This window comes from Rubrivivax soli (assembly GCF_049810355.1).
Lineage (GTDB): Bacteria > Pseudomonadota > Gammaproteobacteria > Burkholderiales > Burkholderiaceae_C > Rubrivivax.
This window is the reverse complement of record NZ_CP187368.1, coordinates 3,075,521-3,100,987: the sequence shown is the minus strand read 5'-3', so window position 1 is coordinate 3,100,987 and position 25,467 is coordinate 3,075,521. Positions and strand designations below refer to the sequence as shown.

25 protein-coding genes are annotated in these 25,467 nt (G+C 72.2%); 10 read left to right on the top strand and 15 right to left on the bottom strand.

Annotation, left to right across the window (positions count from 1 at the left end):
• Positions 1–29 precede the first annotated feature (29 nt).
• Both corA and ACPOLB_RS14085 read left to right on the top strand, forming a co-directional pair.
• Entirely contained in the window at positions 30–1,019 is a 990-nt protein-coding gene (gene corA, locus ACPOLB_RS14090; protein WP_425256628.1) for a magnesium/cobalt transporter CorA, read from the top strand.
• Positions 1,020–1,169: 150 nt separating this feature from the next.
• Positions 1,170–1,625 carry a hypothetical protein gene (locus tag ACPOLB_RS14085; protein WP_425256627.1) on the top strand — a complete coding sequence of 152 codons (456 nt, stop codon included), beginning with the start codon at positions 1,170–1,172 and terminating at the stop codon, positions 1,623–1,625.
• A 53-nt stretch (positions 1,626–1,678) separates the two neighbouring features.
• Here the strand turns inward: ACPOLB_RS14085 and ACPOLB_RS14080 are convergent, their stop codons facing one another.
• The 9 genes from ACPOLB_RS14080 to ACPOLB_RS14040 form a co-directional block, all read right to left on the bottom strand.
• Positions 1,679–2,119: a nuclear transport factor 2 family protein gene (locus ACPOLB_RS14080; RefSeq protein WP_425256625.1), complete on the bottom strand. Its 441-nt coding sequence runs from the start codon at positions 2,117–2,119 to the stop codon at positions 1,679–1,681.
• Entirely contained in the window at positions 2,119–2,904 is a 786-nt protein-coding gene (locus ACPOLB_RS14075; protein ID WP_425256624.1) for an SDR family NAD(P)-dependent oxidoreductase, read from the bottom strand. The genes ACPOLB_RS14080 and ACPOLB_RS14075 overlap by 1 nt, the downstream gene beginning before the upstream one ends.
• 2 nt (positions 2,905–2,906) lie before the next feature.
• Positions 2,907–3,443, bottom strand: coding sequence for a DUF3833 domain-containing protein (locus ACPOLB_RS14070; RefSeq protein ID WP_425256623.1), 537 nt, complete (start codon positions 3,441–3,443; stop codon positions 2,907–2,909).
• A 5-nt stretch (positions 3,444–3,448) separates the two neighbouring features.
• The gene (locus ACPOLB_RS14065; protein ID WP_425256622.1) at positions 3,449–4,696 is read right to left on the bottom strand and encodes an MFS transporter; all 1,248 of its coding nucleotides are present in this window, start codon (positions 4,694–4,696) and stop codon (positions 3,449–3,451) included.
• Positions 4,693–5,256 carry a chalcone isomerase family protein gene (locus ACPOLB_RS14060; protein ID WP_425256621.1) on the bottom strand — a complete coding sequence of 188 codons (564 nt, stop codon included), beginning with the start codon at positions 5,254–5,256 and terminating at the stop codon, positions 4,693–4,695. Before ACPOLB_RS14060 ends, ACPOLB_RS14065 begins: the two co-directional genes overlap by 4 nt.
• Positions 5,253–6,482 (bottom strand): class I SAM-dependent methyltransferase, encoded by a 1,230-nt coding sequence (locus tag ACPOLB_RS14055; protein WP_425256620.1) that lies wholly within the window; start codon positions 6,480–6,482, stop codon positions 5,253–5,255. Before ACPOLB_RS14055 ends, ACPOLB_RS14060 begins: the two co-directional genes overlap by 4 nt.
• A gap of 12 nt (positions 6,483–6,494) precedes the next feature.
• Entirely contained in the window at positions 6,495–7,262 is a 768-nt protein-coding gene (locus ACPOLB_RS14050) for a DUF1365 domain-containing protein (RefSeq protein ID WP_425261923.1), read from the bottom strand.
• Between the two features lie 2 nt (positions 7,263–7,264).
• Positions 7,265–8,566: an NAD(P)/FAD-dependent oxidoreductase gene (locus ACPOLB_RS14045; protein WP_425261922.1), complete on the bottom strand. Its 1,302-nt coding sequence runs from the start codon at positions 8,564–8,566 to the stop codon at positions 7,265–7,267.
• A 434-nt stretch (positions 8,567–9,000) separates the two neighbouring features.
• A complete protein-coding gene (locus ACPOLB_RS14040) occupies positions 9,001–9,585 on the bottom strand; it encodes a glutathione peroxidase (RefSeq protein ID WP_425256619.1) in 585 nt (194 codons plus the stop codon).
• A 127-nt stretch (positions 9,586–9,712) separates the two neighbouring features.
• Between ACPOLB_RS14040 and ACPOLB_RS14035 the strand changes: the two genes are divergently transcribed.
• Both ACPOLB_RS14035 and ACPOLB_RS14030 read left to right on the top strand, forming a co-directional pair.
• Positions 9,713–10,675, top strand: coding sequence for a MerR family transcriptional regulator (locus ACPOLB_RS14035; protein WP_425256618.1), 963 nt, complete (start codon positions 9,713–9,715; stop codon positions 10,673–10,675).
• A gap of 37 nt (positions 10,676–10,712) precedes the next feature.
• Positions 10,713–11,579: a ferritin-like domain-containing protein gene (locus tag ACPOLB_RS14030; protein WP_425261921.1), complete on the top strand. Its 867-nt coding sequence runs from the start codon at positions 10,713–10,715 to the stop codon at positions 11,577–11,579.
• Here the strand turns inward: ACPOLB_RS14030 and ACPOLB_RS14025 are convergent, their stop codons facing one another.
• Genes ACPOLB_RS14025 through glnE form a run of 4 tightly spaced genes read right to left on the bottom strand, consistent with a single transcriptional unit; the run spans position 11,580 to position 16,460 of the window.
• Positions 11,580–12,233: a glutathione S-transferase gene (locus ACPOLB_RS14025; protein WP_425256617.1), complete on the bottom strand. Its 654-nt coding sequence runs from the start codon at positions 12,231–12,233 to the stop codon at positions 11,580–11,582.
• Positions 12,234–12,265: 32 nt separating this feature from the next.
• Positions 12,266–13,162, bottom strand: coding sequence for a DMT family transporter (locus tag ACPOLB_RS14020; protein WP_425256616.1), 897 nt, complete (start codon positions 13,160–13,162; stop codon positions 12,266–12,268).
• Complete coding sequence (gene rrtA / locus ACPOLB_RS14015) at positions 13,159–13,737, bottom strand: rhombosortase (protein ID WP_425256615.1); 579 nt, start codon at positions 13,735–13,737, stop codon at positions 13,159–13,161. Before rrtA ends, ACPOLB_RS14020 begins: the two co-directional genes overlap by 4 nt.
• Positions 13,716–16,460, bottom strand: coding sequence for a bifunctional [glutamate--ammonia ligase]-adenylyl-L-tyrosine phosphorylase/[glutamate--ammonia-ligase] adenylyltransferase (gene glnE / locus ACPOLB_RS14010; protein WP_425256614.1), 2,745 nt, complete (start codon positions 16,458–16,460; stop codon positions 13,716–13,718). Before glnE ends, rrtA begins: the two co-directional genes overlap by 22 nt.
• Before the next feature lie 95 nt (positions 16,461–16,555).
• Here glnE and ACPOLB_RS14005 point away from each other — a divergent pair, with 95 nt between their 5' ends.
• On the top strand, positions 16,556–17,356 hold the full coding sequence (locus ACPOLB_RS14005) for a carbon-nitrogen hydrolase family protein (RefSeq protein WP_425256613.1): 801 nt from the start codon (positions 16,556–16,558) through the stop codon (positions 17,354–17,356).
• 30 nt (positions 17,357–17,386) lie between these two features.
• Here the strand turns inward: ACPOLB_RS14005 and ACPOLB_RS14000 are convergent, their stop codons facing one another.
• Complete coding sequence (locus tag ACPOLB_RS14000; RefSeq protein WP_425256612.1) at positions 17,387–18,562, bottom strand: FAD-dependent monooxygenase; 1,176 nt, start codon at positions 18,560–18,562, stop codon at positions 17,387–17,389.
• A gap of 49 nt (positions 18,563–18,611) precedes the next feature.
• Here ACPOLB_RS14000 and ACPOLB_RS13995 point away from each other — a divergent pair, with 49 nt between their 5' ends.
• The 3 genes from ACPOLB_RS13995 to ACPOLB_RS13985 are packed head-to-tail and all read left to right on the top strand — an operon-like array spanning position 18,612 to position 21,495.
• Entirely contained in the window at positions 18,612–19,646 is a 1,035-nt protein-coding gene (locus ACPOLB_RS13995; protein ID WP_425256611.1) for an SPFH domain-containing protein, read from the top strand.
• A 1-nt stretch (position 19,647) separates the two neighbouring features.
• Positions 19,648–21,222 (top strand): DUF4178 domain-containing protein, encoded by a 1,575-nt coding sequence (locus tag ACPOLB_RS13990; protein WP_425256610.1) that lies wholly within the window; start codon positions 19,648–19,650, stop codon positions 21,220–21,222.
• Positions 21,223–21,273: 51 nt separating this feature from the next.
• Positions 21,274–21,495 carry a DUF350 domain-containing protein gene (locus tag ACPOLB_RS13985; RefSeq protein WP_425261920.1) on the top strand — a complete coding sequence of 74 codons (222 nt, stop codon included), beginning with the start codon at positions 21,274–21,276 and terminating at the stop codon, positions 21,493–21,495.
• Between the two features lie 21 nt (positions 21,496–21,516).
• On the opposite strand, the gene ACPOLB_RS13980 is transcribed toward ACPOLB_RS13985, so the two are convergent.
• Positions 21,517–22,185 carry a histidine phosphatase family protein gene (locus ACPOLB_RS13980; protein ID WP_425256609.1) on the bottom strand — a complete coding sequence of 223 codons (669 nt, stop codon included), beginning with the start codon at positions 22,183–22,185 and terminating at the stop codon, positions 21,517–21,519.
• Positions 22,186–22,284: 99 nt separating this feature from the next.
• On the opposite strand from ACPOLB_RS13980, the gene ACPOLB_RS13975 reads away from it, so the two are divergent.
• Together ACPOLB_RS13975 and ACPOLB_RS13970 are read left to right on the top strand one after the other, a co-directional pair.
• Complete coding sequence (locus ACPOLB_RS13975; RefSeq protein ID WP_425256608.1) at positions 22,285–23,877, top strand: polyamine aminopropyltransferase; 1,593 nt, start codon at positions 22,285–22,287, stop codon at positions 23,875–23,877.
• Positions 23,874–25,457, top strand: a complete 1,584-nt coding sequence (locus ACPOLB_RS13970) for an FAD-dependent oxidoreductase (protein WP_425256607.1) — start codon at positions 23,874–23,876, stop codon at positions 25,455–25,457. Before ACPOLB_RS13975 ends, ACPOLB_RS13970 begins: the two co-directional genes overlap by 4 nt.
• Positions 25,458–25,467: the final 10 nt, after the last annotated feature.

The following is a 25,467-nucleotide window of genomic DNA, read 5'->3' as shown; positions in this document are numbered from 1 at the left end:
CCCCGTCGTTGCCGGCCCCAGAGATCCGCATGCTCAACGTCTTCGCGCTCGCCAACGGGCGGCTCTTCCAGGAAGAGATCGACAGCCCCGAGGCGCGTGCCGCAGCGCCGGCCGGCCCGCGGCCGGTGTGGGTGGACCTGGAGTCGCCGACGCCCGAGGAGAAGGCCTGGGTGGCGGCACGGTTCGGTCTGGCCATTCCCGACGACATCATCGACGACGACCTCGAGGAGTCGGCGCGCTTCTACGAGGAAGACAACGGCGAGCTGCACATCCGCTCGGACTTCCTGATCGACGGCGACGACGCCCCCGACGGCAAGCCCAGCCGCAACGTGCGCGTGGCCTTCATCCTGTTCGAGGGCGTGCTGTTCTCGGTCCACGACGAGGACCTGCCGGTGTTCCGCCTGCTGCGCCTGCGTGCGCGCCGCATCCCGGCGCTGATCGAGGACGCCAAGGACGTGCTGCTCAAGCTCTACGACGCCGATGCCGAGTACTCGGCCGACGCGCTGGAGGGCATCTACGACAACCTCGAGCGCGTCAGCGCGCGCGTGCTGAAGCAGGACGTCGACGACCGCGTCGCGGCCGAGATCCTGGCCGCCATCGCCAAGGAGGAAGACCTGAACGGCCGCATCCGGCGCAACGTGATGGACACGCGCCGCGCGCTCAGCTTCCTCATGCGCAGCCGCAAGCTCGGCGCCGAGCAGTTCGAGGAAGCGCGGCAGATCCTGCGCGACATCGATTCGCTGGATTCGCACACCGCCTTCCTGTTCGACAAGATCAACTTCCTGATGGACGCCACGGTCGGCTTCATCAACATCAACCAGAACAAGATCATCAAGATCTTCTCGGTCGCCAGCGTGGCGCTGCTGCCGCCGACGCTGATCGCCAGCGTCTACGGCATGAACTTCCAGGCCATGCCCGAGCTGCAGTGGAAGTACGGCTACCCGTTCGCGCTGGGGTTGATGGTGGCTTCGGTTGCCGCTCCTTTCATTTACTTTCTGCGCAAGGGCTGGTTGCGTTAGTTTTCCGCGACCGCCGGGTCGCCTGGGTTGAAGTGCGGATGTCGCGGCCGATAACAGCCGTATAGTGAAATCGCACGCGGCCTGCCTGGCCGCGACCATTCCCATCCACTGTCGGTGGCTCCGGACATGACAACTTTCTCTCTCCGCGCAATGCGCGGCTGGCTGCGCGGCCCGGCTCTGGTGGCCGGCCTGGTGCTGGCCACTGCCGCACAGGCCCAGTTCTCGATGGTGCCCTCGCCCGTGCCGCAGGCTGCACAGCGCGAGTCGGGTGCCGAGGTCGAGAAGGAATACCGCATCGACGCCGCCCGCCACATCTACGCCTCGTACCCGATGCGCGTGATGAAGGGCAAGATGCCGCCGCTGCTGTACTCGGTGATGATCGTCGAGACCGAGATCGACGCCACCGGCAAGGTCGCCAACGTCAACATCATCCGCAAGCCCGCCGCGCCCGAGGTGGCGCCGTGGGTGGTGGCAATGATCCAGCGCGCGTCGCCGTTCCCGGTGCCGGCCAAACTGGGCGAGACCGGCGTGCGCTACACCGACATCTGGCTCGTCGACAAGAGCGGCCGCTTCCAGGTCGACACGCTGACCGAAGGCCAGAAGTAGCCGGCGCCAGCCGCCGCGCGCCCAGCTGTTGGCGCGGCGCTGCGGCCAGCGCGTCAGCCGGCTGCCCGGCGCTTCAACCAGCGCATCAGGGCGCCCACCACGGGCAGCTTCTCGTACAGCTCCTCCGCCGCATCCCAGTAGTCGCGGTGGCTGGCGATGCGGCCGTCGGCCGTCAGCTGCAGATGCGAGCCGCCCCGGATGCACTGGGTGTCGCGACGGAAGCGGCGCATGCGGAACAGGAAATCCCAGGTCAGGAACACCTGGTCGCCCTGCACGATGGCCTGGTGCACGACGAAGCGCGGTTCCTCCAGAGCCACGAACATGTGCGCGAAGATGCCGGCGATGGCCTCGGTGCCACGCACCTCGTTGAACGGGTCCTTGAAGAACGCGTCGGCGGTGTAGAGCTCGCCCAGCCGCGCCACGTCGGCTTCGCCCAGGGTCTGGAAGCGCTGCACGATGGCCTGCACGCGCGGATCGTCGCTGTGGGCCGCCATCACAGCCCCGTCGACCGCCGCACCAGCGGGAAGTAGGCGCTGTAGCCCAGGTGGCGCAGCCCCTTCAGCCAGCGCGTGAAGCGCTTCGGGAAGTGGATCTCGAACTCGCCCGCCGCCCAGCCGGCCACGATGGCCCGGGCCGCCTGCTCCGGCGTGATCAGCGCCGGCATGCGGAACGCGTTCTGCGCCGTCAGCGGGGTCTCGACGAAGCCCGGGTTGATGACCGAAACGCCCAGCCCCAGCGGCTGCAGGTCGAGGTAGAGCACCTCGGCCAGGTTGATCAGCGCCGCCTTCGTCGGCCCGTAGGCCAGCGCCTGCGGCAGGCCGCGGTAGCCAGCGACGCTGCTGACCAGGCTGATGTGACCGCCCTGCCCGGCCGCCGCCTGGCGCTGCAGCTGCGGAAGCACGGCGTCCAGCATCAGCAGCGCGCCGACCTGGTTCACCTGCACGTGGCGCAGCGCCACGTCGAGGTCGAAGGCCGTGGCGCGCATCGGGGCGTAGGTGCCGGCGCAGTACATGGCCAGGTCGATGCGGCCGTGCTCGGCCGTGATGCGCTGCGCCGCAGCGTGCAGCGCGTCGCGGTCGGTGGCGTCGAGCGCGATCGACGTGCTGCCCGGATGCGCGCGCGTGAAGTCCTGCAGCGTGGCTTCGCTGCGGGCCGAGACCACGACGCGGGCGCCGGCCGCGTGCAGCTGCGCCGCGGTGGCGCGGCCGATGCCGGTGGAGGCGCCCACCAGCCAGGCCGTGCGGCCGTGCCAGTCGGTGATGCGGGGGTTCATCGGCATGTTCAGCGCTTGGTGAAGGACAGCGTGACCTCGCCGAGGAAGATGCCGAACTTGCTCATCGCGGCCTTGTTCAGCATCACGCGGTCGTCCATCAGGTACATCCAGTCGTCGAACTGCACGTGGTAGACGGTGCCGTCGACCGGCAGCGCCAGCGTGTAGCGCCAGTTCAGCGCGTTGCCCGCGGCGACGCCCGAGGCCACGCCCACCACGTCGTCGGCACGGCCGCTGTAGCGGCCGCCGCCCTCGTCGGTGAGGCGCCAGACACGGCGCTCGGTCTTGCCGTCGCTGTAGGTGAAGCGTTCGTCCAGCGTGCCCTGGTTGCCGTTCCAGGTGCCTGTCATCTGCACCGTGAAGCGGCGCGCGACCTTGCCGGAGCGGTCGGTGAAGATGCCGTGCGCCACCAGCTCGCCGTTGAAATAGGTCTTCAGGTCGAGCACCGGCCGCTCGTTGGCGTAGTCGCTGGGTTGCGGTCCGGCGCAGCCGGCCAGCAAGGCGATGGCGGTGGTGGCGGCTGCCAGGGCAAGGCGGCGTCGTTGCATGGCGTTCATCGTCCTTCGGGGTGTCGGATCCATTGCGTGGTCAGCAGCACGGCGGCGCCGGCCTTCAGCACGCAGGGCAGCAGGCAGTAGGCCAGCGTCAGCGCCTGCAGGCCGCCGGCGCTCTGGTCGCCCGGCGTGTAGCCGAACAGCGCCAGCAGCGGCAGCGCGATGCCCGCGGCCAGGGCCAGGTTGAGCTTGGTGGCGAAGTTCCACCATCCGAAGTAGGCGCCTTCGAGGCGACCGTCGTGGCCGGCGCGCTGGATCACGCCGGCCAGCATTGCGCCCGGCAGCGCGAGGTCGGCGCCCAGCGCCAGGCCGCTGGCGATGCACACGGCGGTGTAGGCCGCCACGTCGCCCGCGCCCAGCAGCGCGGCCCAGGCGAAGCTGGCGATGGCCAGCAACATGCCGGCCAGCCAGCAGCGCGCCAGGCCGAAGCGCGCCACGGCCCGCACCCACAGCGGCATCGACAGCGCGCCGGCGGCGAAGTAGCTGGCCAGGAACAGCGGCTCGAAGGTGGGCGCCTGCAGGCGGTCGCGGATGAAGAACAGCACCAGGGTCGCCGGCACCGCGCTGGCGACGCCGTTGACCAGGTACACCAGCAGCAGGCGGCGGAAGGCCGGCGTGCGCAGCGGCACCGCCAGGCTCCCGGGCTGCAGCAGGCGCACCGCCGGCCGCGGCGCGCGCCACAGCAGCGCCACGCCGAGCGCCAGCGTGGCCGCGAAGACCACGCTGGCCGTGCCCAGCCCGGCCAGCGCCGGCAGCACGCTGGCCACCAGCACGCCCACCAGCGCCAGCCCTTCGCGCCAGGAGACGATGCGTGCGCGCTGGCCTTCGTCGCCGCCCAGCCGCGCTCCCCAGGCCTGGTGCAGCACGCTGAGCACGCTGTAGCTGAGGTAGGTGACGGCCAGCAGCGCGCCGCACCACAGCAGCAGGGCCTGCATGTCGTCGCGCGTGGCAGGCGGCGGGAAGAAGAGGCCGCGGAAGCCCGCGGCCAGCACCAGCGCCGCCAGCACCGCGGCCAGCAGCACACGCGGCGTGGAGTGGGCGAACCAGCGGTCGACCCAGCGCCCGATCCAGGGGTCGGCCACGGCGTCGAGGATGCGCGTGCCGAGCAGCAGCGCGCCCAGCGTGGCCAGCGGCACGCCGAAGCTGGCGGCGTAGTGGTTGGGCAGCACCACGTACAACGGCAGCGCCACGAAGGCCAGCGGCAGGCCGAGCGCGCCGTAGGCCAGGCCTTGCCTGGCGTCGATCATCGCGGGCCGCCGAGCAGTGCGTTGCGCAGCGCAGGGTCCGACGTGCGCGGCGACAGCCAGATGCCGAAGAACAGCCGCGTGAAGTCGGCGTCGCGCACCTCGCCGCGGGGCTGGCCGTTGTGGAAGATGCGGGTGCGGCCGTCGGGGTGCAGCAGACCGGTGATGCGGTCGCCTGCGCGCACGTCGGGGAACAGCGACTTCATCGCCGCCAGCCAGCGTTCGCCGGTGGCCGCGGCGATCTCGCCCTGGCGCCGCATTTCCGCCAGCGAGCGCTCGGCGATGTCGGCCCCGTCGAAGGCGCGGCCGTACTGCAGCTCCAGCGCCAGCGGCGCCGCGGCCCAGTCTGCGCCCACCGGGTCGCCGGCCGCGAACAGCCGTGCGTCATAGATGTGGAAGCCGAAGTAGCGCATGCGCCCGCTGCCCTGCACGCGGGCGCCGGGCAGCTCGCGCAGCACCTCGGGCGGCAGCGCGGTGGCCGGCGGCAGGTCGGCACGCGCGGCCCCCGATGCCGCCAGCGCCACCAGCGCCGTCAGTGCCGTGGAGAACGCGCGCCGCTTCATCCCGGCCGCCGCAGCGTGAACTGCATGACGTCGGTGTTGCCCGTGGCGAACGCCGCCTCGCAGTAGGCCAGGTAGAACTCCCAGATGCGCATGAAGCGCGTGTCGAAGCCGAGCTGGCGCACCTGGTGGTCGCGCGCCAGGAACTGCACGCGCCAGCGGCGCAGCGTCTCGGCGTAGTCGTTGCCGAAGGCGAGCTCGTTGCAGATCTCCAGGCCGGCGCGGCGCGCCTCGTCGCGGAAGGCCTGCGGGCTGGGCAACAGGCCGCCCGGGAAGATGTACTGCTGGATGAAGTCGGTGCCGCGCACGTAGCGCTCGAACAGGTCGTCGCGGATGACGATGCTCTGGATGCACGCGCGTCCGCCGGGCTTGAGCTTGTCGCGCAGGGTCTGGAAGTAGCCGCGCCAGTACTCGCGCCCCACGGCCTCGAACATCTCGATCGAGACGATCGCGTCGAAGGGGCCGTCGGGCACGTCGCGGTAGTCCTGCAGCCGCAGGTCGGCCAGGGCCTGCAGGCCCTGGCGCTCCATGCGTTCACGCGCGAAGGCCAGCTGCTCGGTCGACAGCGTCAGCCCCGTCACGTGCACGCCGAAGTCGCGCGCCGCGGCTTCGGCCAGAGCGCCCCAGCCGCAGCCGATCTCCAGCACGCGCTGGCCGGGCTTCAGCGCGCATTCGCGCAGCGCGCGGTGGACCTTGGCGCGCTGCGCGGCCGCCGTCGGACGCGTGGCGTCGCCCTCGAACAGCGCGCTGCTGTAGTTCATCGTCTCGTCCAGCCACAGGCGGTAGAACGGGTTGCCAATGTCGTAGTGCGCGTGGATGTTCTTCTTGCTGCCGCGGCGCGAGTTGCGGTGCAGCAGGTGCTTGATGCGGTAGGCGAGCGACCCCCACCAGGTGCCGTAGATCATCTGCTCGACCGCGTCGCGGTTGGCGATGAACAGCTGCAGCAGCGCCACCAGGTCGGGGCTGGTCCAGTGGCCGCCGATGTAGGCCTCGGCGAAGCCGATGTCGCCGCCCTTGAGCGCAGCGCGGCACACGGCCCAGTCCAGCAGCCGCAGCGACGCGCGCGGCGCGTCACCCTGCATGTCGCCCGCGAAGTGCAGCTGCTCGCCGTCGGGCAGCTGCACGTCGAGGGTGCCCACGCGCAGGCTCCTGAGCAGGCGGAACACGGTGCGCGCGGCGGCCGGGGCGGAGGAGGGCAGGGACAGGCCCGAGGCGGTGGTCGTCGTCATGGTCGGCGGCGGTCAGCGGGAGGTGAAAGCCTGCGGCGGGGCGGGCTTGCGGAAGAACGGCGTGCGCTTGCGCCACAGCTGCAGCGCATGCCAGTGGATGCGCACGATGACGCCCAGCGTCATCAGCGGCATGCCGAAGAACGCGGCGCGCACGCTGCGGGCGTCCAGCGGCGCGAGGTGGCCGCTGACGCTGGTCTGCAGCAACGGGCCGGTGGCGTCGTCGTGGTCGATGCGGGCCACGGTGCGGTCGGCCGTGCGCATGAAGCGGAAGCGGTAGCCGCCCTCGATGGCGCAGAACGGGCTGACGTGGAAGACCTTGCGCGCCCGCAGCTCGCGGCCGTAGCCCACCTCGGGGCCGGCCAGCAGGTAGCAATGGCGCTCGCCGAAGGTGTTGTTGACTTCGACGACGATGGCCGCCAGCGTGCCGTCGCGGCGCTGGCAGTACCAGAAGCTGACAGGCTTGAACACGTAGCCCAGCACGCGCGGGTAGGTGTGCAGCCAGACTTCGCCGTCGGCGTCGGTCACGCCCTCGGCCTGCAGCAGGGCATCGAGCCAGCCCAGCGCGTCGTCGCGGCCGTCGCCGTGGTCGCGGTCGTGGAACGACAGCAGCCCGAAGCGGTTGCGGCGCAGCGCCGGCACCGGCACCGCCCGCAGCGTGCGCATCGGCAGCATCAGGAAGTAGGTGCCGTAGGCGAAGGCGTGGGAGGCCGGCCGCAGCCGGCGGTGGCGCACGACGCCGCTGCCGATGAGCGCGGTCGCCGTGGCCGGAGCAGGCACCATGTTCACGCGGCTTCCTGCCGTGGCTGCCCCTGCCACTGCGCACGCAGGCCCTGCACCACGGCCTGCGCCGACATCAGGCCGTCTTCGTGGAAGCCGTAGCGGGTCCAGGCGCCGGCGAACCAGGTGTGGGCGCGGCCCTGCAGCTGCGGCAGGCGGCGCTGCGCCTCGATGGCCGCCAGGTCGAACACCGGATGGCTGTAGTCGAAGCTGCCGAGCGTGCGCGCCGGATCGATCGGCCGGCTCGGGTTCAGCGACACCAGCACCGGCGTGGTGGTGGGCAGCGGCTGCAGGCGGTTCAGCAGGTAGTGCAGGCAGACGGCCGCCTCCTCGCGGCCGCGGCTGGCAGCACGCTCGTAGTTCCAGGCCGCCCAGGCCAGCCGGCGCCGCGGCAGCACCGCGGTGTCGGTGTGCAGCACGGCGCGGTTGGGGTGGTAGCGCACGGCGCCGAGCACGGCGTGCTCTTCCGGCGTGGCGTCGGCCAGCAGCGCCAGGCTCTGGTCGCTGTGGCAGGCCAGCACGACCTCGTCGAAGCGCTCGCTGCCCTGGGCCGTGGCGACCAGCACGCCGGCCGCGCCGTTGCCCGGAGGCAGCCGGCGCACCGACAGCACCGGCGTGCGCAGCCGTGCATCGGCGATCGTGGCCAGCATCTTCTGCACGTAGTGCTTCGCGCCGCCGCGCACCGTGTGCCATTGCGGGCGGTCGGTGATCTGGATGAGGCCGTGGTTGTGGCAGAAGCGCACCATCGTGGCCACCGGGAACTGCAGCATCTGGTCGGTCGGGCACGACCAGATGCAGCCGATCATCGGCAGGAAGTACCAGTGGCGGAAGGCATCGCCGAAGCCGTGGCGGTCGAGGAACGCGCAGATGGGCTCGTTCAGCGCGGCCTCGTCGCCGCCGACGGCCAGCGCGGTGGCCAGCTTGTTGAAGCGCACGATGTCGGCCAGCATGCGCAGGAAGCGCGGCCGCAGCAGGTTGCGGCGCTGCGCGAAGACGGTGTTCAGGTCGCAGCCGCTCCACTCGAGCCCGGCTTCGGGCACCTGCACCGAGAACGACATGTCCGAGGGCGCGGTGTCCACCTGCAGCGCGGTGAACAGCTGCCGCAGCTGCGGGTAGGTGCGGTCGTTGAACACCAGGAAGCCGGTGTCGACGCCGAATGTGTGGCCGTCCAGCGAGACGTCGACCGTGTGCGTGTGGCCGCCGAAGTAGTCGCCGGCCTCGTACAGCGTGACCTGGGCCTCGCCGGCCAGCGCGTGCGCACTGGCCAGGCCGGAAATGCCCGAGCCGATGACGGCGACGCGCCGCATCGCCGTCAGGCCCGCGCGCCGCATCGTGCGGCCCGGCGGGATGTAAAGACTGTCGTGCAGCGCCCCGCAGCGAACGAGGGAGGGAGGGAGGAGGAGGAGAACCGCCCCGGGATTGCAGCCGGGAAACCCGGCCGTCTGCACGACAGAAGAACCTGGCCCGGCGCGTCGGCGCTGCCGAAGTCGCGGGCTGTGCGCCGTGTGACCGGCATCCGGCGCCAAAGTTCCGGCGCTGTTGCGCCGGTCGCGGCGACGGGGCAGGTTCGGGGGGCGCGGTCGGGGTGGGTGGTCATGGTGTGCGGGCTGGTACGCGCGGCAGGGCAGTTCGGATGAAGCGGCAGGCAGCGACCGGAAGGACGCGGCCGTGCCGACGCAAGCCGTGCCGACGGGAGCCGCACCATTGGAAACTGGTCAGTCTCAAACGCGACTGAATAGTATCACTTTGCCGACAGCAGCCGGTCGACGTCCTTCAGGAACGCCGCATCGAGCGGGTCGGTGTCGGAACCGTGGCTGACCACCGTCTGGCCGTCGCGGCCGACGATGTACTTGTGGAAGTTCCAGCCCGGCGCGCGGCCGGTGCGCGCGGCCAGGGTCTTGTACAGCGGGTGCGCGGCGCTGCCCTTCACGCTGGTCTTGGCGAACATCGGAAAGCGCACGCCGAAGGTGCTCTCGCAGAAGTCGGCGATGGCGGCGTTGCTGGCCAGTTCCTGGCCGCCGAAGTCGCCCGACGGGAACCCGAGCACCACGAGGCCGCGGTCCTTGTAGCGCGTGTGCAGCGTCTCCAGCGACTTGTACTGCGGCGTGTAGCCGCACTTGCTGGCCGTGTTGACCACCACCACCACCTGGCCGGCGAAACGGCACAGCGGGACCGGCTTCTCGTCCTGCAGGCGCGGCACCGTGTGCTGCAGCAGCGCCGGGCAGGCGGCGGCAGGCCCGGACGGGCCCGCCGGCGGCGTGGCCGAGGCGGAGGTCGCGAGCAGCGCCGCGCAGACCACCAGCAAGCGGGCGGGGTGTGTGGTCATGACCAAGCTCTGTCCTGTTCAAAGAATGTTTCCGGCACTATATTAAGAAAAGCTGTCCGCATGCACAAACGCCTGTCCAAGAGCTTGTCCACGACATCCACAGCATCTCTTGCCGGCCTGTCTCGCCATGAATGACCGCAACCGCGCCGCCGTCATCACGCTGTCGATCGCCGCCGTCGAGCGGGACACCGGGCTTAGCAAGGACACGCTGCGTGTCTGGGAGCGCCGCTACGGCTTTCCCACGCCCGGCCGCGACACGCTGGGCGAGCGCGCCTACCCGCTGGACCAGGTCGAGAAGCTGCGTGTCGTCAAGCGCCTGCTCGACGCCGGCCACCGGCCCGGCCGCATCGTGCCGCTGCCCTTCTCCGAACTGTCGGCGCTGTCGGCGTCCACCGTCGACCAGCCGGTGCGCGGCGCCGAGGTGCTGCTGGGCAGCGCCGACCTGCGCGAGCACCTCGACCGCATCCGCGCCCACGACGCGCGCGGCCTGCGCAACGCGCTGGCGCGGCTGCTGGCGCGCTACGGCGTGGGGCGGTTTGTCGTCGACGTGGTGGTGCCGCTGAACGTGGCGGTGGGCGATGCCTGGATGCGCGGCCAGATGGAGATCTTCGAGGAGCACATGTACACCGAGGCCGTGCAGGTGGTGCTGCGCCAGGCCATCGCCACGATTCCCGAGTCGCAGGGCGCGGGCCGGCCGCGCGTGCTGCTCGGCACCATCCCGGGCGAGCCGCACGGCCTGGGGCTGCTGATGGCCGAGGCCATGTTCGCGCTGGAGGGCTGCGAGTGCGTGTCGCTGGGCGTGCAGACACCGCTGTGGGACCTGGTGCTCGCTGCCGCCGCCTACCGGGCCGACATCGTGGCGCTCGGGTTCTCGGGCTGCATGAACCCGAACCAGGTCGTCGACAGCCTGGGCGAACTGCGCGCCAAGCTGCCGGCGCACGTGCAGTTGTGGGCCGGCGGCAGCGCACCGGTGCTGCACCGCCGGCGCATCGACGGCGTGCTGCCGCTGGCGTCGCTGGACGACATCGGCGGCGAACTGCGCCGCTGGCGCACAACCCCCACGGCAGCCGCTGCCGTCCCGGCTGACTAGAATCCGGTCCATGTCCGCCCAGGCGCAGGCCCCCACCATGCTCTATCCGGAACTCTTCAAGCAGCTCGAAGCGGTGCGCTGGAACATGGACACCGACATTCCATGGGCCAGCTTCGACGCCTCCCGGCTCACCGAGGAACAGGCGCAGACCATCAAGATGAACGCCATCACCGAGTGGGCGGCACTGCCGGCCACCGAGATGTTCCTGCGCGACAACCGCAACGACAGCGACTTCAGCGCCTTCATGAGCGTGTGGTTCTTCGAGGAACAGAAGCACTCGCTGGTGCTGATGGAGTATCTGCGCCGCTTCCGCCCCGACCTCGTGCCCACGGAAGACGAGCTGCACGCCGTGCGCTTCGAGTTCGACCCCGCGCCGGCACTGGAAACGCTGATGCTGCACTTCTGCGGCGAGATCCGCCTGAACCACTGGTACCGCCGGGCCGCCGAGTGGCACAGCGAGCCGGTCATCAAGGCCATCTACGAGACGCTGGCGCGCGACGAGGCCCGCCACGGCGGCGCCTACCTGCGCTACATGAAGCGCGCGATGAACAAGTTCGGCGACGAGGCCAAGGCCGCCTTCGCCAAGGTCGGCGTGCTGATGGCCAGCGCGCGGCGCACGGCGCAGGCGCTGCACCCGACCAACCTGCACGTGAACGTGCAACTGTTCCCACGCGACACCATCCAGAGCCGCCTGCCCGACCCGGCCTGGCTGGAGCAGTGGCTGGACAAGCAGATCCAGTTCGACGCCGTGTGGGAGAACAAGGTCGTCGAGCGCATCCTGCACAACCTGAGCCTGCTGATGGAGCGCAGCTTCGCCAGCGTGCAGGAACTCAACCGCTACCGCAAGGAGCTGGCGCAGTCGCTGGCCGTGCAGACGCCGCCCAAGGCGGCGCCGGCTGCCTGATCAGAGCTTGCTCGACAAGGCGGTCTGTTCGGCCTTGCGCTCGGCCGCCAGCTGCGTGGCCACCGGACGCGCATCGATCAGCTTGACGTAACCGCGCCAGTCGATGCCGGCGGCTTCCAGCATGTCCTCGCCGAGCACCAGCTTGGTGGCGCGCGCCACCAGCGGCAGGCTGGGCCAGGCGGCGCAGTCGGCCATCGTGAAGCTGTCGCCCGCGACATAGGGCCCGAACTTCGCCAGCCGCTGGAAGCCGGCGATGTGCTTGGTCAGCAGCTTGCGCACGCGCTCCTTCGTGCCGTCGCTCACCGTGCCGCCGAAGAAGGCCTGCGCGTACAGGTCGCGCGCCACCAGCTCCAGGTGCAGGTCGATGAACGTGATGAGCTCGCGCACCTTGGCCGCCGCGAGGGGGTCGGCCGGCAGCAGCGGCTTCTCCGGGTAGGCGGCCTCCAGGTAGTCGCAGATCACCTGGCTCTCGCACAGCCCGCCCTGCGGCGTGCGCAGGAACGGGATCTTGCCCAGCGGCGACACCGCCAGCACGCTGTCCTTCACCGAGCCGGTGCCGGTGCGCTCTTCCTCGAACGGGATGCCCTTCTCCAGCAGCACGAACTTGACCTTCAGGTAGTAGTTCGACAGCGCGAAGCCGCACAGCGTGATCATCGGGAAGTCTCCGGAAATGGGGGTCAACGAGTCTACGTGCGATTCACCAGCGCGATGCCGGCCACCACCGCCACCAGCGCCAGCAGCAGCCGCGCGGTGACGGGGTCGCCCAGCAGCAGCACGCCGGCCAGCAGGCCGAAGATGGGCGTCAGCAGCGTGAACGACGCCACGCGGGTGGACGGGTAGTGGCGCAGCAGCCAGAACCACACCAGGTAGCTGGCGAAGGTGACGACCACGGTCTGGAAGGCCAGCGGCCACAGCGATGCGGCGGTGGGCACCGCGGCCAGCGTCTCGCCGGCGGCCACCGAGCCCAGGGCCAGCGCCAGCCCCGACACCCCCAGCTGCCAGAGCAGTGTCTTCTCGGGCGCGGCGGTCGCGAGCCGGCTGCCGCGCAGCACCAGCGTCGTCATGCCCCACAGCAGCGCGCCCACGATGCCCAGTGCGTCGCCCAGCCACTGCAGCGGGCCGGCGGCCGGGCGCGAGAAACCTTCGAAGAAGGCCCACACGACGCCGCTGAACGCCGCCACCAGGCCCAGCATCTGCAAGGGACGCAGCCGTTCGCTGCGGCTGATGAAGGGCATGCCCAGCGCCACCACGAACGGGCTCAGGTAGATGAACACCGCCATGCGCGAGGCGGTGGTGTACTGCAGGCCGACGAAGATGCAGCCGAACTCCACCGCGAACAGCAGCCCGGCCAGCCAGCCGGCGCGCGCGGTGCCGTCGCTGCGCCACAAGGGGATGCCGCGCCAGCGCGACCACAGCGCCAGCAGCAGCGCGGCGCCGGCTGAGCGCGCCGCGGCCTGCATCAGCGGCGGGATCTCCGCCAGCGCCACCTTGGTGGCCATCTGGTTCACGCCCCACAGGGCGCAGCACAGCACCAGCAGCGCCACGGCCAGGCCGTCGAGCTGCGTCTTGCGGTCATCGGTCATTGGCGGGATTGTCGCGGCAGCAGCAACATCGCCAGCGCACCTGCCACTGCACCGGTGGCGTGGGCCAGCGGCGCGATCGCGATGTCCCAGCCCGGCAGCTGCCGCAGCGGCGGGCCCCAGGGTGCTTCCAGCAGCAGCTTCAGCAGCACGCCGGCCGCCACCAGCACACCGATCGTGCGCGCGCGTCCGCGGGCATCGCGCAGCAGATGCACCAGCACCACGGCCACGCCCGCGTGCAGCACGCCCGAGAGCCCGCCGTAGTGCAGCAGCGTCGGCTGCAGCAGCAGGCCCAGGTGCGTCAGCGGCCAGGCCAGCGCCCAGGCCAGCACCGCACGCGGCGGCACCGCCGCGCTGACGCCGAAGGCCACCACCAGCGCGGTGGCGATCAGGTTGCCGCCGAGGTGCCCCGGGCTCCAGTGCACGAAGGCCGCGCTCCACAGCCGCCAGGGCTGCGTCAGTGCCAGCCCCGGCTGCCAGTCGATCCAGGGGCTGGGCAGCCACCAGGCCAGCAACGCACCGGCTGCCAGCAGCGCGCCGGCCGCGGCCCAGGCGTTCAGCCGAAGACCGCCTGCCACAGCGCCAGCACGGCGTCGCGCTGCGCCGCCAGTTGCGCCGGGTCGAACTGCGTCGGCTGCTCGTCCAGCCGCGCCGTGTGCTGCGCGCGGCGCAGTTCGCGGTAGGCGTCGGCGGCGGCATGGCCCACACCCGCCGGCAGCAGGCCGGCGTCTTCCGCACGCTGCAGCAGCGCGATGTTGCCGACGTTGTCGAGCAGCACCGCGTGCGTGCGGCCGTGCGCCAGCACCAGGTACTGCACCGCGAACTCCGCGTCCATCATGCCGCCGGGGCTGTGCTTGACATCGAAGCGGCCGTCCGGCACCGGGCGGCCGGCACGCACCTTCTCGCGCATCGCACGCACTTCCTCGCGCAGCGCGGCGGCGTCGCGCTCGGCCGTCAGCACCGCGCGGCGCGTGGCCTCGAAGGCGCCGGCGATGCGGGCGCTGCCGGTGGCGCAGCGTGCGCGGGTGATGGCCTGGTGCTCCCAGGTCCAGGCGGTGTTGCTGCCGCGGCCGACCTGGTAGCGGTCGAACGAGGCGATCGAGGTCACCAGCAGCCCCGAGTTGCCGTTCGGCCGCAGCGCGGTGTCGATGTCGAACAGCTCGCCGGCGGCCGTGCGCAGCGTCAGCCAGGTGATCAGCTTGCGCACGAAACCCGCATAGATCTCCTGCGCGCGCCCCGGGTCGGCCTCGTCGCTGTCGTCGTACAGGAAGACGACGTCGAGGTCGCTGCCGTAGCCGAGCTCCTTGCCGCCCAGCTTGCCGTAGGCGATGACGCCGATCTGCGGCTCGGCGCGGTGGCGCGCGCGGTGGTGCGACCAAGCCCAGCGCACGGTGATGTCCAGCAGCACGTCGGCCAGCGCCGAGAGGTCGTCGGCGACCTGCTCCACCGTGAGCCGGCCTTCGACGTCGCGCACCAGCGTGCGGAAGACCTCGGCGTGGTGCGCGCGGCGCAGCGTGTCGAGCAGCTTGTCCTCGTCGGCCTCGCCCGAGCGTTCCCAGCCGTCGCGGCGCTCGTCCAGCTCGGCGGCGAAGGCGGCGCGGTCGAAGCGCTGCTGCAGCAGGCGTTCGTCGGCGAGCTCGTCGATGACGCCCGGGTGCCGCATCAGGTACTGCATCGGCCAGCGCGCCAGGCCCAGCAGGCGCAGCAGGCGGCGCTGCACCTCGGGGCGTTCGACCAGCAGCGCCAGGTAGCTCTCGCGGCGCAGCAGGGGTTCGAGCCAGTCGATGAAACGCACTGCGGCCTGCACCGTGCAGTGCTCTTCGGCCACGCACTTGCCGGCCGACTGCACCAGCCGCCCCAGGCGCATGCGGCTCTCGTCGCGCAGCGCCAGCACGCGCGGGCTGGCGGCGAACGGCCGCACGCGCGCAGCCAGCTCGGCCGGCAGCTTGTCGAGCAGCAGTTCGCTGTCGATCGGCTGCGGCCCCGGCCCGCAGCTGCGGCAGCCGCCGTTGCCGTTCGCACCGGCGCCCGGCGTGGCGCCGTCGCGCAGCAGCGCGTCGAACTCGCCGGCCACCAGCTCGCGGATCTCGCCCAGCTGGTCGAGCAGCTCGCAGGTGTCGCGCCCGTCGACCACGCCGCAGGCCAGGCCCATGCTGCGGGCGATCCAGCGCAGGTCGTCGTCGCCCGAGGGCAGCAGGTGCGTCTGCTGGTCGTCGAGGTACTGGATGCGGTGCTCCACCCGGCGCAGGAAGGTGTAGCCCGCGGCCAGGCGCTCGGCCATCTCGGGCTTCATCAGCCCGCGCGCGGCCAGGCGCTGCAGCGCGCGCAGCGTGCTGCGCGTGCGGATCTCGGGGAACTGCCCGCCGCGCACCACCAGCATCAGCTGCACGATGAACTCGATCTCGCGGATGCCGCCGCGCGAGAGCTTGACGTCGTTCGCGCGTTCGGGCCGGCCCGCCGCGCGGCGCTGCGCCTCGTCGCGGATCTTGCGGTGCAGCTGCCGCAGGCCCTCGAAGACGCCGTAGTCGAGGTAGCGCCGGTAGACGAAGGGCGTGACCAGGCTGCGCAGCTGCAGCGCGCGCCCGCTGGTGACGGCGGCCCGCGGCGCCACCACGCGGCTCTTCAGCCACGCGAAACGTTCCCACTCGCGGCCCTGCACCTGCAGGTAGTCTTCCAGCATCGACAGGCTCACCACCGGCGGGCCCGAGTTGCCGTTGGGCCGCAGCGCCAGGTCGACGCGGAACACGAAGCCGTCTTCGGTGGTGTCGCCGATCAGCGTGTACAGGCGCTTGGCGACGAGACTGAAGTACTCGTGGAAGCTGGTCGGGCGCGGGCCGCTGGTCTGGCCGTCGTCTTCATAGACGTAGATGAGGTCGATGTCCGACGACACGTTCAGCTCGCGCGCGCCCAGCTTGCCCATGCCGACGATCCAGAACTCCACGCGCCGGCCCGCGGCGTCCAGCGGCGGGCCGTGGCGCTCGTCGGCGTCGGCCTCGGCCTGCGCCAGCGCCAGTTCCAGCGTGGCTTCGGCCAGCGCCGTCATCGCGTGCGTGATGTGCTCCAGCGGCGCGCCGTGTTCGACGTCCAGCGTCGCCAGCCGCTCGATCACCAGCTGCCGCGCCACGCGCAGCGCCGCCGGCAGCGCGCGGCCGCCGGCCTGCAGCGCGTGCACGAGTGCAGTGATGGCCGCGACGTCGGGCACGCCGGCCGGCAGCAGCGGCCGTTCCGCGGCATAGCGGCGCCGGATGCGCTGCACGAAGCGGCTGTGGTCTGCCGTCGCTGCCTGCGGCACCGCTGACATCGGTGGTCCCTCCGGATCTGTTCTGTCGGTTGCGCGGCGATTCTGCCCGGATCCCGTCGCACCCGCTGGCCGCGGGGCTGCCGCAGAATGCCGCCATGCAAATCGCTGCCGTGCAGATGGTGTCCACGCCCGACGTGGGCCGCAACCTCGAGGCCGCCGGCCGGCTGATCGCCGAGGCCGCCGCGGCCGGCGCGCAGCTGGTGGCGCTGCCCGAGTACTTCTGCCTGCTCGGCCGCCAGGACACCGACAAGCTCGACCACGCCGAGGCGCCGGGCACCGGCCCGATCCAGGCCTTCCTGGCCGACGCCGCGCGGCGCCACGGCGTGTGGCTGCTGGGCGGCACGCTGCCGCTGCGGGACGGTCCTGGCGCACAGGTGCTCAACAGCAACGGCGTCTACGCCCCCGACGGCCGCCTGGCCGCACGCTACGACAAGATCCACCTGTTCGCGTTCGACAACGGCCGCGAGCGCTACGACGAAGGCCGCACGCTGCGCGCCGGCAGCACACCGGTGGCGCTGCAGGCCGGGCCGCTGCGCGTGGGGCTGAGCATCTGCTACGACCTGCGCTTCCCCGAGCTCTACCGCGGCCTGATGCAGCCGCCCTGCGACCTGCTCAGCGTGCCCGCCGCCTTCACCTACACCACCGGCCGCGCGCACTGGGAACTGCTGCTGCGCGCCCGCGCGGTGGAGAACCAGTGCTACGTGCTGGCCGCGGCGCAGGGCGGCACGCACGAGAACGGCCGCCGCACCTGGGGCCACAGCATGGTGGTCGACCCCTGGGGCGAGGTGGTGGCGGTGCGGCCCGAAGGCGAAGGCGTGGTGCTGGCCGCCGTGGACCCGGCGCGCATCGCGCAGGTGCGGCAGCAGCTGCCGGCGCTGGCGCACCGGCGCCTGTAGCAGCACGGGCGCGGGCCCGTTCGCGGCCTGCTAGCGGCTGCCGAACATCATGCGCCGCGCCAGCCAGTGTTTCACCGGCGGCAGCGCCTGCAGCGCCGCCAGCCCCAGGCCGCGCGCCAGCGCCGCGCCGGGCAGCTGCCACGTGAAGCTGCGCGCCAGGAAGTCGGTGGTGGCGATCATCGCCCAGCGGTCGGGTGCGCGCGCCCATTCCACGCGGCGCAGCGCGGCGTCGATGTCGTGTGTGTCGAGCGCGTGGCGCAGCGTGGCCACCAGCGTGTAGGCGTCGCGCAGGCCCAGGTTCAGGCCCTGCCCGGCCACCGGGTGCAGCGTCTGTGCGGCGTTGCCGATGCGCACGATGCGGCCGTCCCCGGACACCAGCGTGCGTTCGGCGTTCAGCCCCAGCGGGAAGGCCTTCAGCGGCGACAGCGCCACCACGCGGCCGGCGGCCTCGGGGAAGACGCTGTTCAGCACTGCCACGCGCTGCGCGGCGTCGAGCGGCTGCACGGGGTCGTCGGCACGCGGCACGCACCACACCAGCGCCCACTGCGTGCCGCCCAGCGGCAGCAGCGCCGCCGGGCCGTGGCGCGTGAAGCGCTCGATCGCCCTCCCGGGCGTGCCGCCGTCCAGCGTGGCGGTGCCGACCCAGGCGGTCTGCGCGTAGTCGTGCGTGACGGCCTTGCGCGCCTGCTCGGCGAACACGCCGCCTTCGGCCACCACCGCGAGGTCGAAGCGCTCGGCGATGCCGGCGTCGACCTCCACGCCATCCGCCTGCGGCTTCAGGGCCGCGACCGGCGTGCCGAAGCGCATGCGCAGGCGCCCGGGCTGCGCCGCCACGGCGGCTTCCCAGGCGCGCTGCATCGGCGCCACGAGCGTGCCGTAGCGCAGCACCGCGCCCAGCTGCGGCACGCCTTCGTCGGCCGCGCGGATGCACACGGCGGCCTGGCCGAACGACGGCGGCTGCTGCGACACGTGCACCTCGGTGATCGCCTCGGCCCCCGGCATCACGCCCAGCCGCCGCAGCAGCTGCACGCTGCCCAGCGACAGCGCCAGCGTGCGCGCGTCGCCGGCCACGTCGCGGTCGGCCGGGCGGGCGTCGAAGACGGTGATCTGCGCGTGCGGCAGCGCCGAGGCCGCGTGCAGGGCCAGCGCCAGTCCCACCGGACCGGCGCCGACGACGGCGAGCTGCAACGAGGTGGTGGCATCCATGCCGCGTATTATTTGCCCGCCCGTTCCCGGGCAGGCAGGGAGGCCCACGATGGCACTGATGGATTTCATCAAGAAGCAGTTCATCGACATCCTGGAGTGGACCGAGACCGGCGACGGCACGCTGGCCTGGCGCTACCCGATGGCTGGCAACGAGATCCAGTACGGCGGCTCGCTCACGGTGCGCGAGAGCCAGGTCGCGGTCTTCGTCAACGAGGGCCAGGTCGCCGACGTCTTCGGCCCCGGCATGCACAAGCTGACGACGCAGACGCTGCCGGTGCTGACCTACCTCAAGAACTGGGACAAGCTGTTCCAGAGCCCGTTCAAGAGCGACGTGTACTTCTTCAGCGTGCGCCAGCAGCTCGATCGCCGCTGGGGCACCAGCCAGCCGGTGACGATCCGCGACAAGGACTTCGGCGCCGTGCGCCTGCGCGCCTTCGGCAACTACGCCTACCGCATCCACGATGCGAAGCTGTTCCACACCACGGTGTCGGGCACGCGCGACCGCTACACCGTCGACGACCTCGACGGCCAGCTGCGCGGCCTGATGCTGCAGCACATCAGCGACGCGGTGGCCGCCAGCGGCGTGGCCTTTCTCGACCTGGCCGCCAACCAGGTGGAGTTCGCGGCGCAGCTGCAGGCCGCCACCGCGCCGGCGTTCGCGGCGCTGGGCCTGGCGCTCGAGAGCGTGACGCTGCAGAACGTGAGCCTGCCCGAGGAACTGCAGAAGATCCTGGACCAGAAGATCGGCATGGGCATGGTCGGCGGCGACATGGGCAAGTTCATGCAGTACCAGACGGCGCAGGCGATCCCGAAGTTCGCCGAAGGTGCGGCCGGCGCTGGTGGCGGCGGAGTCGTCGGCGACGCGATGGGCCTGGGCGCCGGCGTCGCGCTGGGCCAGGTGATGGCGCAGCAGCTCAGCCAGGGCCTGCAGGGCCAGCCGGCCGCTGCGGCCCCGGCCACGGGCATGAAGCCCGACGAGGTGATGGCGACGCTGGAGAAGCTGGGCGAGCTCAAGGCCAAGGGCATCCTCACCGACGAGGAGTTCAGCGCCAAGAAGGCCGAGCTGCTGAGAAAGCTCGTCTAGCTTGGCAACCTCTGGGCGCGCCTGGCGCGCCGCCTGCCCGAACTGCGGTGCGCCGGTCGAGTTCGCCTCGGCCGCGTCGCCCAGCGCCGTCTGCAGCTTCTGCAGCAGCACGCTGCTGCGCGACGGCGACGCGCTGCGCCGCATCGGCGTGGTGGGCGAGCTCTTCGACGACCACTCGCCGCTGCAGCTGGGCGTGGCCGGCACGCTGCAGGGCCTGGCCTTCACGCTGGTGGGGCGGCTGCAGTACGGGGCCGACGGCGGCACCTGGAACGCGTGGCACGTGCTGTTCGACAACCAGCGTTCGGCCTGGCTGAGCGAGGACAACGGCGCCTACGTCGTCGCGTTCGACACCGCGCTGCAGACGGCGCCCGCGCTGGAGGCGCTGCGCCCGGGGCAGCGCACGCTGATCGACGGCCAGCCGTGGAGCGTGGCCTCGGTGGTGCAGGCGCGGTTGGTGTCGGCGCAGGGCGAGCTGCCGGCGCCGCCGCCGCTGGAGCGCACGTTCACGGTGGTCGACCTGCGCAACGCGCAGGGCGAGGTCGGCACGCTGGAGTTCGTCGACCCGGTGCGGCCGGCCTGGTCGATCGGCCGCAGCGTCCTGCTGGACGAACTCGCGCTGACCGGCCTGCGCGACGTCAACGAGAAGACGCTGCGCGGCCGCGCGCTGGACTGCCCGAGTTGCGGCGCCGCGCTGCGGCCGACGCTCGCGACGACGCAGAGCCTGAGCTGCCCGCAGTGCCGGGCCGTCGTCGACATCGCGGGTGGCGCGGGTGCCGAGCTGCGGCACTACGCGCAGAACAACAGCGGTGAAGGCGGCCTGGAGCCGCAGATCCCGCTCGGCCGCATCGGCACGCTGGCGCTGGGCGGTGCGCCGCAGCCGTGGCAGGTGGTGGGCTTCCTGGAGCGCGTCACGCTGCCCGGCGCAGGCGATGGGGACGACGAGCAGTTCTTCTGGCGCGAGTACCTGCTGCACCACCGCACGCAGGGCTTCGCCTTCCTGGTGGACGCCGACGACGGCTGGAGCTGGGTCAAGCCGATCACCGGCGTGCCGCAGCTGCAGGGCCCGCGCGCGCACTGGGCCGGCCAGAGCTTCGAACTGCGCGAGCGCTACGCCGCGCGCGTGACCTGGGTGCAGGGCGAGTTCTACTGGCGCGTGCAGCGCGGCGAGGTGGCGCAGGTGGCCGACTACGTGGGCACCGGGCTGTCGAAGAAACACCGCCTGTCGCGCGAGCAGACGGCCGGCGAGACCACGTGGTCGGCGGGCCAGGTGCTGGCGGCTGCCGACGTGGCCGCCGCCTTCGGGCTGCCGAAGCCGCTGCAGGCGACGCTGCAGCGCGACGTGCTGCCGGGCTCCAGCGGCGCCGGCGTGCCGAAGGCGCTGCTGGTCTTCGTCGCCGTGGTCGTGCTGATGCTTATCGTGGCGCGTTGCAGCAGCCGCGACGACTGCGACGACGAGCGCCGCACCTTCGGCGCCGCCAGCAACGAGTACCAGCAGTGCGTGCGCAACCGCCAGGCCGGCGTGCGCACGGGCGGCGGCTCGTTCGGCGGCTGGTCCAGCGGCGGCGGGCACAAGTGACGTGGCGCCACGCGCGACGATGGGTTCAGGATCGACAGGAGGTTCGCGATGATGGGAATCGAGTGGCTCAAGCCGGGCGTGTTCTTCGGCAGCCTGCTGTACGCGCTGCTGGGCGTGCTGGTGTTCTGGGTGTGCTTCGTCGTCATCGACAAGCTCACGCCCTACCGGCTGTGGGACGAGATCGTCGAGAAGCAGAACGTCGCGCTGGCCATCGTGGTGGGCGCGATGTGCATCGCCATCGGCCTCATCGTGGCCGCGGCGGTGGGCGGCTGAGCCCGGGGCCCGGCCGGCGCCTCAGGTGAACGTGACCCAGTCGCGGCGCTCGGGGGCGTCGAGGTGCGGCAGGTGGTTGTAGGTCACCAGCAGGTGGCGCTTGGGCGTGTACGTCAGCTCGGTGACGGCGCTGTTGCGCATGCGGTAGTTCAGGTCGATCGTGGTCTCGGCCGTGGTGCCCAGCACCTGGCCCACCGCGGTGGCGATCGGCCCGCCGCTGCTGACCAGCAGCACGTTGCCGTCGCATTGCGTGCGCACGTGGTCGAGCGCGCCGACGATGCCGGCCACCCAGTCGGCATAGGCCGGCATGCCGGCGGGCTGCGTGCGGCCGGCCATCCAGGCCAGCAGCCCTTCGCGCAGCAGCCGGAAGTGGTGGCGGTAGGCCTCGGGCGTGTCGGCCGCGGCGATCGGTCCCGGATGCACGGCGCGCACCACGGCCTCGCCGTCGTACTCGTTCAGGCCCGGCCACTCCAGCGCCGCCGGCACGCGGCCGTGGCCCGCGGCCAGGGCGTCGAGCGACTGTGCATGGCGGCGCAGGCTGCCGCGCAGCACGTGGTCGAACGCCACGCCGCGTTCGGCGAACCAGCGGCCCAGCGCCTCGCACTGGCGCACGCCGAGCGCGCTGAGCTGGTCGTAGTCGGCGGCACCGAAACTGGCCTGGCCGTGGCGCACGAGGTACAGGGTTCCCATGGCGGCGATTGTCGCGGCGCGGGCCCCGCCCGGCTGTCGCGCCGGCGACCTCGGTGGCCCGCGGACTGAGCCCGCGCGCGCTCGGGTAGGCTCGCAGCGATGGCCGTGCACACCGACCCCTCCGCCACGCCGGACGCCCCGCCGGCGCGCATCGCCCCGGCCGAACTGGCGCTGCTGGTCTCGGTCTTCGTGGTGGCGGCCTGCGGGCTGGTCTACGAGCTCGCGGCCGGTGCGCTGGCGAGCTACCTGCTCGGCGACTCGGTGCTGCAGTTCAGCACCGTGATCGGCGCCTACCTGTTCGCGATGGGGCTGGGCTCGTGGCTCAGCCGCCTGGTCGAGCAGCAGCTGGTGGCGCAGTTCCTGCGCATCGAGCTGCTGGTGGGGCTGATCGGCGGCCTGATGCCGGCGCTGCTGTTCATCGCCCACAGCAGCCTGCCGGCGGGCAGCGACGGCGCCTTCCGCGTGCTGCTGTACGGCATGGTCGGCCTGATCGGCCTGCTGGTGGGGCTGGAGATCCCGCTGGTGATGCGCATCCTGAAGGCGCAGTTCAGCACGCGCTACGCGCTGAAGGACCTGGTGTCGCAGGTGCTGACCTTCGACTACCTGGGCGCGCTGGTGGTGGCGGTGGCGTTCCCGCTGCTGTTCGTGCCGCACCTGGGACTGATCCGCACAGGCGTGTTCTTCGGCTTGCTGAACGCGGCGGTGGCGGTGTGGGCGCTGTGGCTGTTCCGCGGCGAGCTGCGGTGCTGGCGGGCGCACGCGCTGGCCTGTGCCGGCGTGGTGGGGGTGCTGGCCGCGGCGATGGCCGGCGCCGAGCGGCTGACGACCTGGGCCGAAGACCGCTTCTACGGCGACAACGTCGTCGTGCGCGCGAGCAGCCCGTACCAGCGCATCGTCGTCACCGCCGGCCCGGCGGGCACGCGGCTGTTCCTGAACGGCAACCTGCAGTTCCATTCGCGCGACGAGTACCGCTACCACGAGGCCCTGGTGCACCCGGCGATGGCCGCGCACGGCGCGCCGCGGCGCGTGCTGGTGCTGGGCGGCGGCGACGGCATGGCCGTGCGCGAGGTGCTGCGCCACCCGTCGGTGGAGCAGGTCACGCTGGTGGAGCTGGACCCACTGATGACGCGCCTGTTCCGCGAGCGCCCGCTGCTGGCGGCACTGAACGGCGGCGCACTCGCGAGCCCGAAGCTGCGCACCGTCAACACCGACGCCTTCACCTGGCTGGAACAGCCGGCCACGGCCGACACGGTGTTCGACGTCATCGTGGTCGATTTCCCCGACCCGACCAACTTCGCGCTCGGCAAGCTCTACACCACCAGCTTCTACCAGCGCCTGGACCAGCACCTGGCGGCCGGCGGCTTCGCCGTCGTGCAGACCACGTCGCCGCTGATCGCGCGCCAGAGCTTCTGGACCGTGGCCGCGACGCTGGAGGCCGTGGGCTTCACGACCACGCCGTACCACGCGCACGTGCCCAGCTTCGGCGAGTGGGGCTTCCTGATCGCGAGCCGTCGGCCCTTCCGCGCCGCCACCGCGCTGCCGCCGGGGCTGCGCTTCCTGACGGTCGAGGGCCTGCCGGCGCTGCTGCAGTTCCCGCCCGACATGGCACGGGTGCCGGCCGAGCCCAACCGCCTGTCGAACCAGACGCTGGTGCACACCTTCGAAGCCGAGTGGGGCCGGGTGCAGCCGTGAGGCGGCGCGCGCTGCTGGGCTCCGGGCTGACGGCACTGGCGGCACCGCTGGCCGGTTGCGACCAGGCCGCGCCGCTGCAGGGCGGCTGGGTCGGCACCAGCCCCGCGCGCGGCCACCGCCTGCGCAGCGGTGCGCTGCCGCGGGCCGCGGTGCAGCGCCGTGCGCAGGTGCTGGTGGTGGGCGGCGGCATCGCCGGCCTGGCCGCGGCGCGTGCCTACAGCCGCGCCGGCATCGATGACGTGCAGCTGCTGGAGCTGGAGGACCAGCCCGGCGGCAACAGCCGCGGCCACGTGCTCGCCGGCCAGCCCTGCCCGCTGGGCGCGCACTACCTGCCGCTGCCCGGTCCGCACGCGCACGTGGTCAGCGAGTGGCTGCACGAGATCGGCCTGCTGCGCCAGCACCTGGGCCGCACCGTGGCCGACGAGCGCCACCTGTGCCACAGCCCGCAGGAGCGGCTGTGGATCGACGGCGCCTGGGCGGGCGGTCTGCTGCCGCCGGCCGAGCCCGGCTCGGCGACGCTGGCGCAGGTCCGCCGCTTCGCGCAGCGGGTGTCTGACGCCCAGCGCATCGGGTTCGCGATGCCCACGCTGCAGGCGCCGTGGACCGCCGAACACGCGCTGCTGGACAGCCAGACCTTCGCCGCGTGGCTCGACGCCGCGGGCCTCGACGACCCGCGCCTGCGCTGGTACCTGGACCACTGCTGCCGCGACGACTACGGCGCGCCCGCCGCCGTGGTGTCGGCCTGGGCCGGGCTGCACTACTTCGCCAGCCGCCATGGCTTCCACGCGCCGGGTGACGACGCAGACGGCGACGACGGCGAGCCCGTCTTCACCTGGCCCGAGGGCAACGCCTGGCTGGTGCAGCGCCTGGCCGCACCGCTGGCCGGCCGGCTGCACGGTGGCCGCACCGTGCTGCGCGTGGAAGAGACACGCCACGCCGTGCAGGTGCTGGCCTGGGACGACACCCGGCAGCAGGCCGAGGCCTGGACCGCGCAGCAGGTGGTGCTGGCGCTGCCGCTGTTCGTGGCCGCGCGCGTGCTGCAGAACCCGCCCGAGGCGCTGCGCCAGGCCGCCGCCGCGCTGCCGCACGCGCCCTGGCTGGTGGCCAACCTGCAGCTGTCGGCGCCGCTGCTCGACCGCCCCGGTGCGCCGCCGTCGTGGGACAGTGTGGTCTACGGCAGCACCGCGCTGGGCTACGTGGACGCCGGCCACCAGCGCCTGGACCCCCGCCCCACGGCCCCGGTGCTGACGGCCTACGAGGCCTTGCCGGTGGCGCAGCGCGGCGCGCTGCTGGCCGACGACTGGCGGCCCTGGGCGGCGCAGGTGGTGCAGCACCTGGCCGGCGTGCACCCGGACCTGCCAGGCAAGCTGCTGCGCGTGGACCTGACCCGCCACGGCCACGCGATGGCCGTGCCGGTGCCCGGCCAGCGCACGAGCGCGGCGCAGGGGGCACTGGCGGCGCTGCGCGCACAGCGTGGGCGCTTGCGCTTCGCACACGCCGACCTGTCGTCCTACTCGGTGTTCGAAGAAGCCTTCACGCTGGGCACGCAGGTGGCGGGCGCGGCGCGCCGGGAGGGCTAGGATCGGCAGC

What these genes read in the sequence shown, in the direction of transcription:
- corA (WP_425256628.1), top strand. Translation starts at nt 30, where the DNA reads ATGCTCAACGTCTTCGCGCTCGCCAACGGGCGGCTCTTCCAGGAAGAG.
- ACPOLB_RS14085 (WP_425256627.1), top strand. Translation starts at nt 1,170, where the DNA reads ATGCGCGGCTGGCTGCGCGGCCCGGCTCTGGTGGCCGGCCTGGTGCTG.
- ACPOLB_RS14080 (WP_425256625.1), bottom strand. Translation starts at nt 2,119, where the DNA reads ATGGCGGCCCACAGCGACGATCCGCGCGTGCAGGCCATCGTGCAGCGC.
- ACPOLB_RS14075 (WP_425256624.1), bottom strand. Translation starts at nt 2,904, where the DNA reads ATGCCGATGAACCCCCGCATCACCGACTGGCACGGCCGCACGGCCTGG.
- ACPOLB_RS14070 (WP_425256623.1), bottom strand. Translation starts at nt 3,443, where the DNA reads ATGCAACGACGCCGCCTTGCCCTGGCAGCCGCCACCACCGCCATCGCC.
- ACPOLB_RS14065 (WP_425256622.1), bottom strand. Translation starts at nt 4,696, where the DNA reads ATGATCGACGCCAGGCAAGGCCTGGCCTACGGCGCGCTCGGCCTGCCG.
- ACPOLB_RS14060 (WP_425256621.1), bottom strand. Translation starts at nt 5,256, where the DNA reads ATGAAGCGGCGCGCGTTCTCCACGGCACTGACGGCGCTGGTGGCGCTG.
- ACPOLB_RS14055 (WP_425256620.1), bottom strand. Translation starts at nt 6,482, where the DNA reads ATGACGACGACCACCGCCTCGGGCCTGTCCCTGCCCTCCTCCGCCCCG.
- ACPOLB_RS14050 (WP_425261923.1), bottom strand. Translation starts at nt 7,262, where the DNA reads ATGGTGCCTGCTCCGGCCACGGCGACCGCGCTCATCGGCAGCGGCGTC.
- ACPOLB_RS14045 (WP_425261922.1), bottom strand. Translation starts at nt 8,566, where the DNA reads ATGCGGCGCGTCGCCGTCATCGGCTCGGGCATTTCCGGCCTGGCCAGT.
- ACPOLB_RS14040 (WP_425256619.1), bottom strand. Translation starts at nt 9,585, where the DNA reads ATGACCACACACCCCGCCCGCTTGCTGGTGGTCTGCGCGGCGCTGCTC.
- ACPOLB_RS14035 (WP_425256618.1), top strand. Translation starts at nt 9,713, where the DNA reads ATGAATGACCGCAACCGCGCCGCCGTCATCACGCTGTCGATCGCCGCC.
- ACPOLB_RS14030 (WP_425261921.1), top strand. Translation starts at nt 10,713, where the DNA reads ATGCTCTATCCGGAACTCTTCAAGCAGCTCGAAGCGGTGCGCTGGAAC.
- ACPOLB_RS14025 (WP_425256617.1), bottom strand. Translation starts at nt 12,233, where the DNA reads ATGATCACGCTGTGCGGCTTCGCGCTGTCGAACTACTACCTGAAGGTC.
- ACPOLB_RS14020 (WP_425256616.1), bottom strand. Translation starts at nt 13,162, where the DNA reads ATGACCGATGACCGCAAGACGCAGCTCGACGGCCTGGCCGTGGCGCTG.
- glnE (WP_425256614.1), bottom strand. Translation starts at nt 16,460, where the DNA reads ATGTCAGCGGTGCCGCAGGCAGCGACGGCAGACCACAGCCGCTTCGTG.
- ACPOLB_RS14005 (WP_425256613.1), top strand. Translation starts at nt 16,556, where the DNA reads ATGCAAATCGCTGCCGTGCAGATGGTGTCCACGCCCGACGTGGGCCGC.
- ACPOLB_RS14000 (WP_425256612.1), bottom strand. Translation starts at nt 18,562, where the DNA reads ATGGATGCCACCACCTCGTTGCAGCTCGCCGTCGTCGGCGCCGGTCCG.
- ACPOLB_RS13995 (WP_425256611.1), top strand. Translation starts at nt 18,612, where the DNA reads ATGGCACTGATGGATTTCATCAAGAAGCAGTTCATCGACATCCTGGAG.
- ACPOLB_RS13985 (WP_425261920.1), top strand. Translation starts at nt 21,274, where the DNA reads ATGGGAATCGAGTGGCTCAAGCCGGGCGTGTTCTTCGGCAGCCTGCTG.
- ACPOLB_RS13980 (WP_425256609.1), bottom strand. Translation starts at nt 22,185, where the DNA reads ATGGGAACCCTGTACCTCGTGCGCCACGGCCAGGCCAGTTTCGGTGCC.
- ACPOLB_RS13975 (WP_425256608.1), top strand. Translation starts at nt 22,285, where the DNA reads ATGGCCGTGCACACCGACCCCTCCGCCACGCCGGACGCCCCGCCGGCG.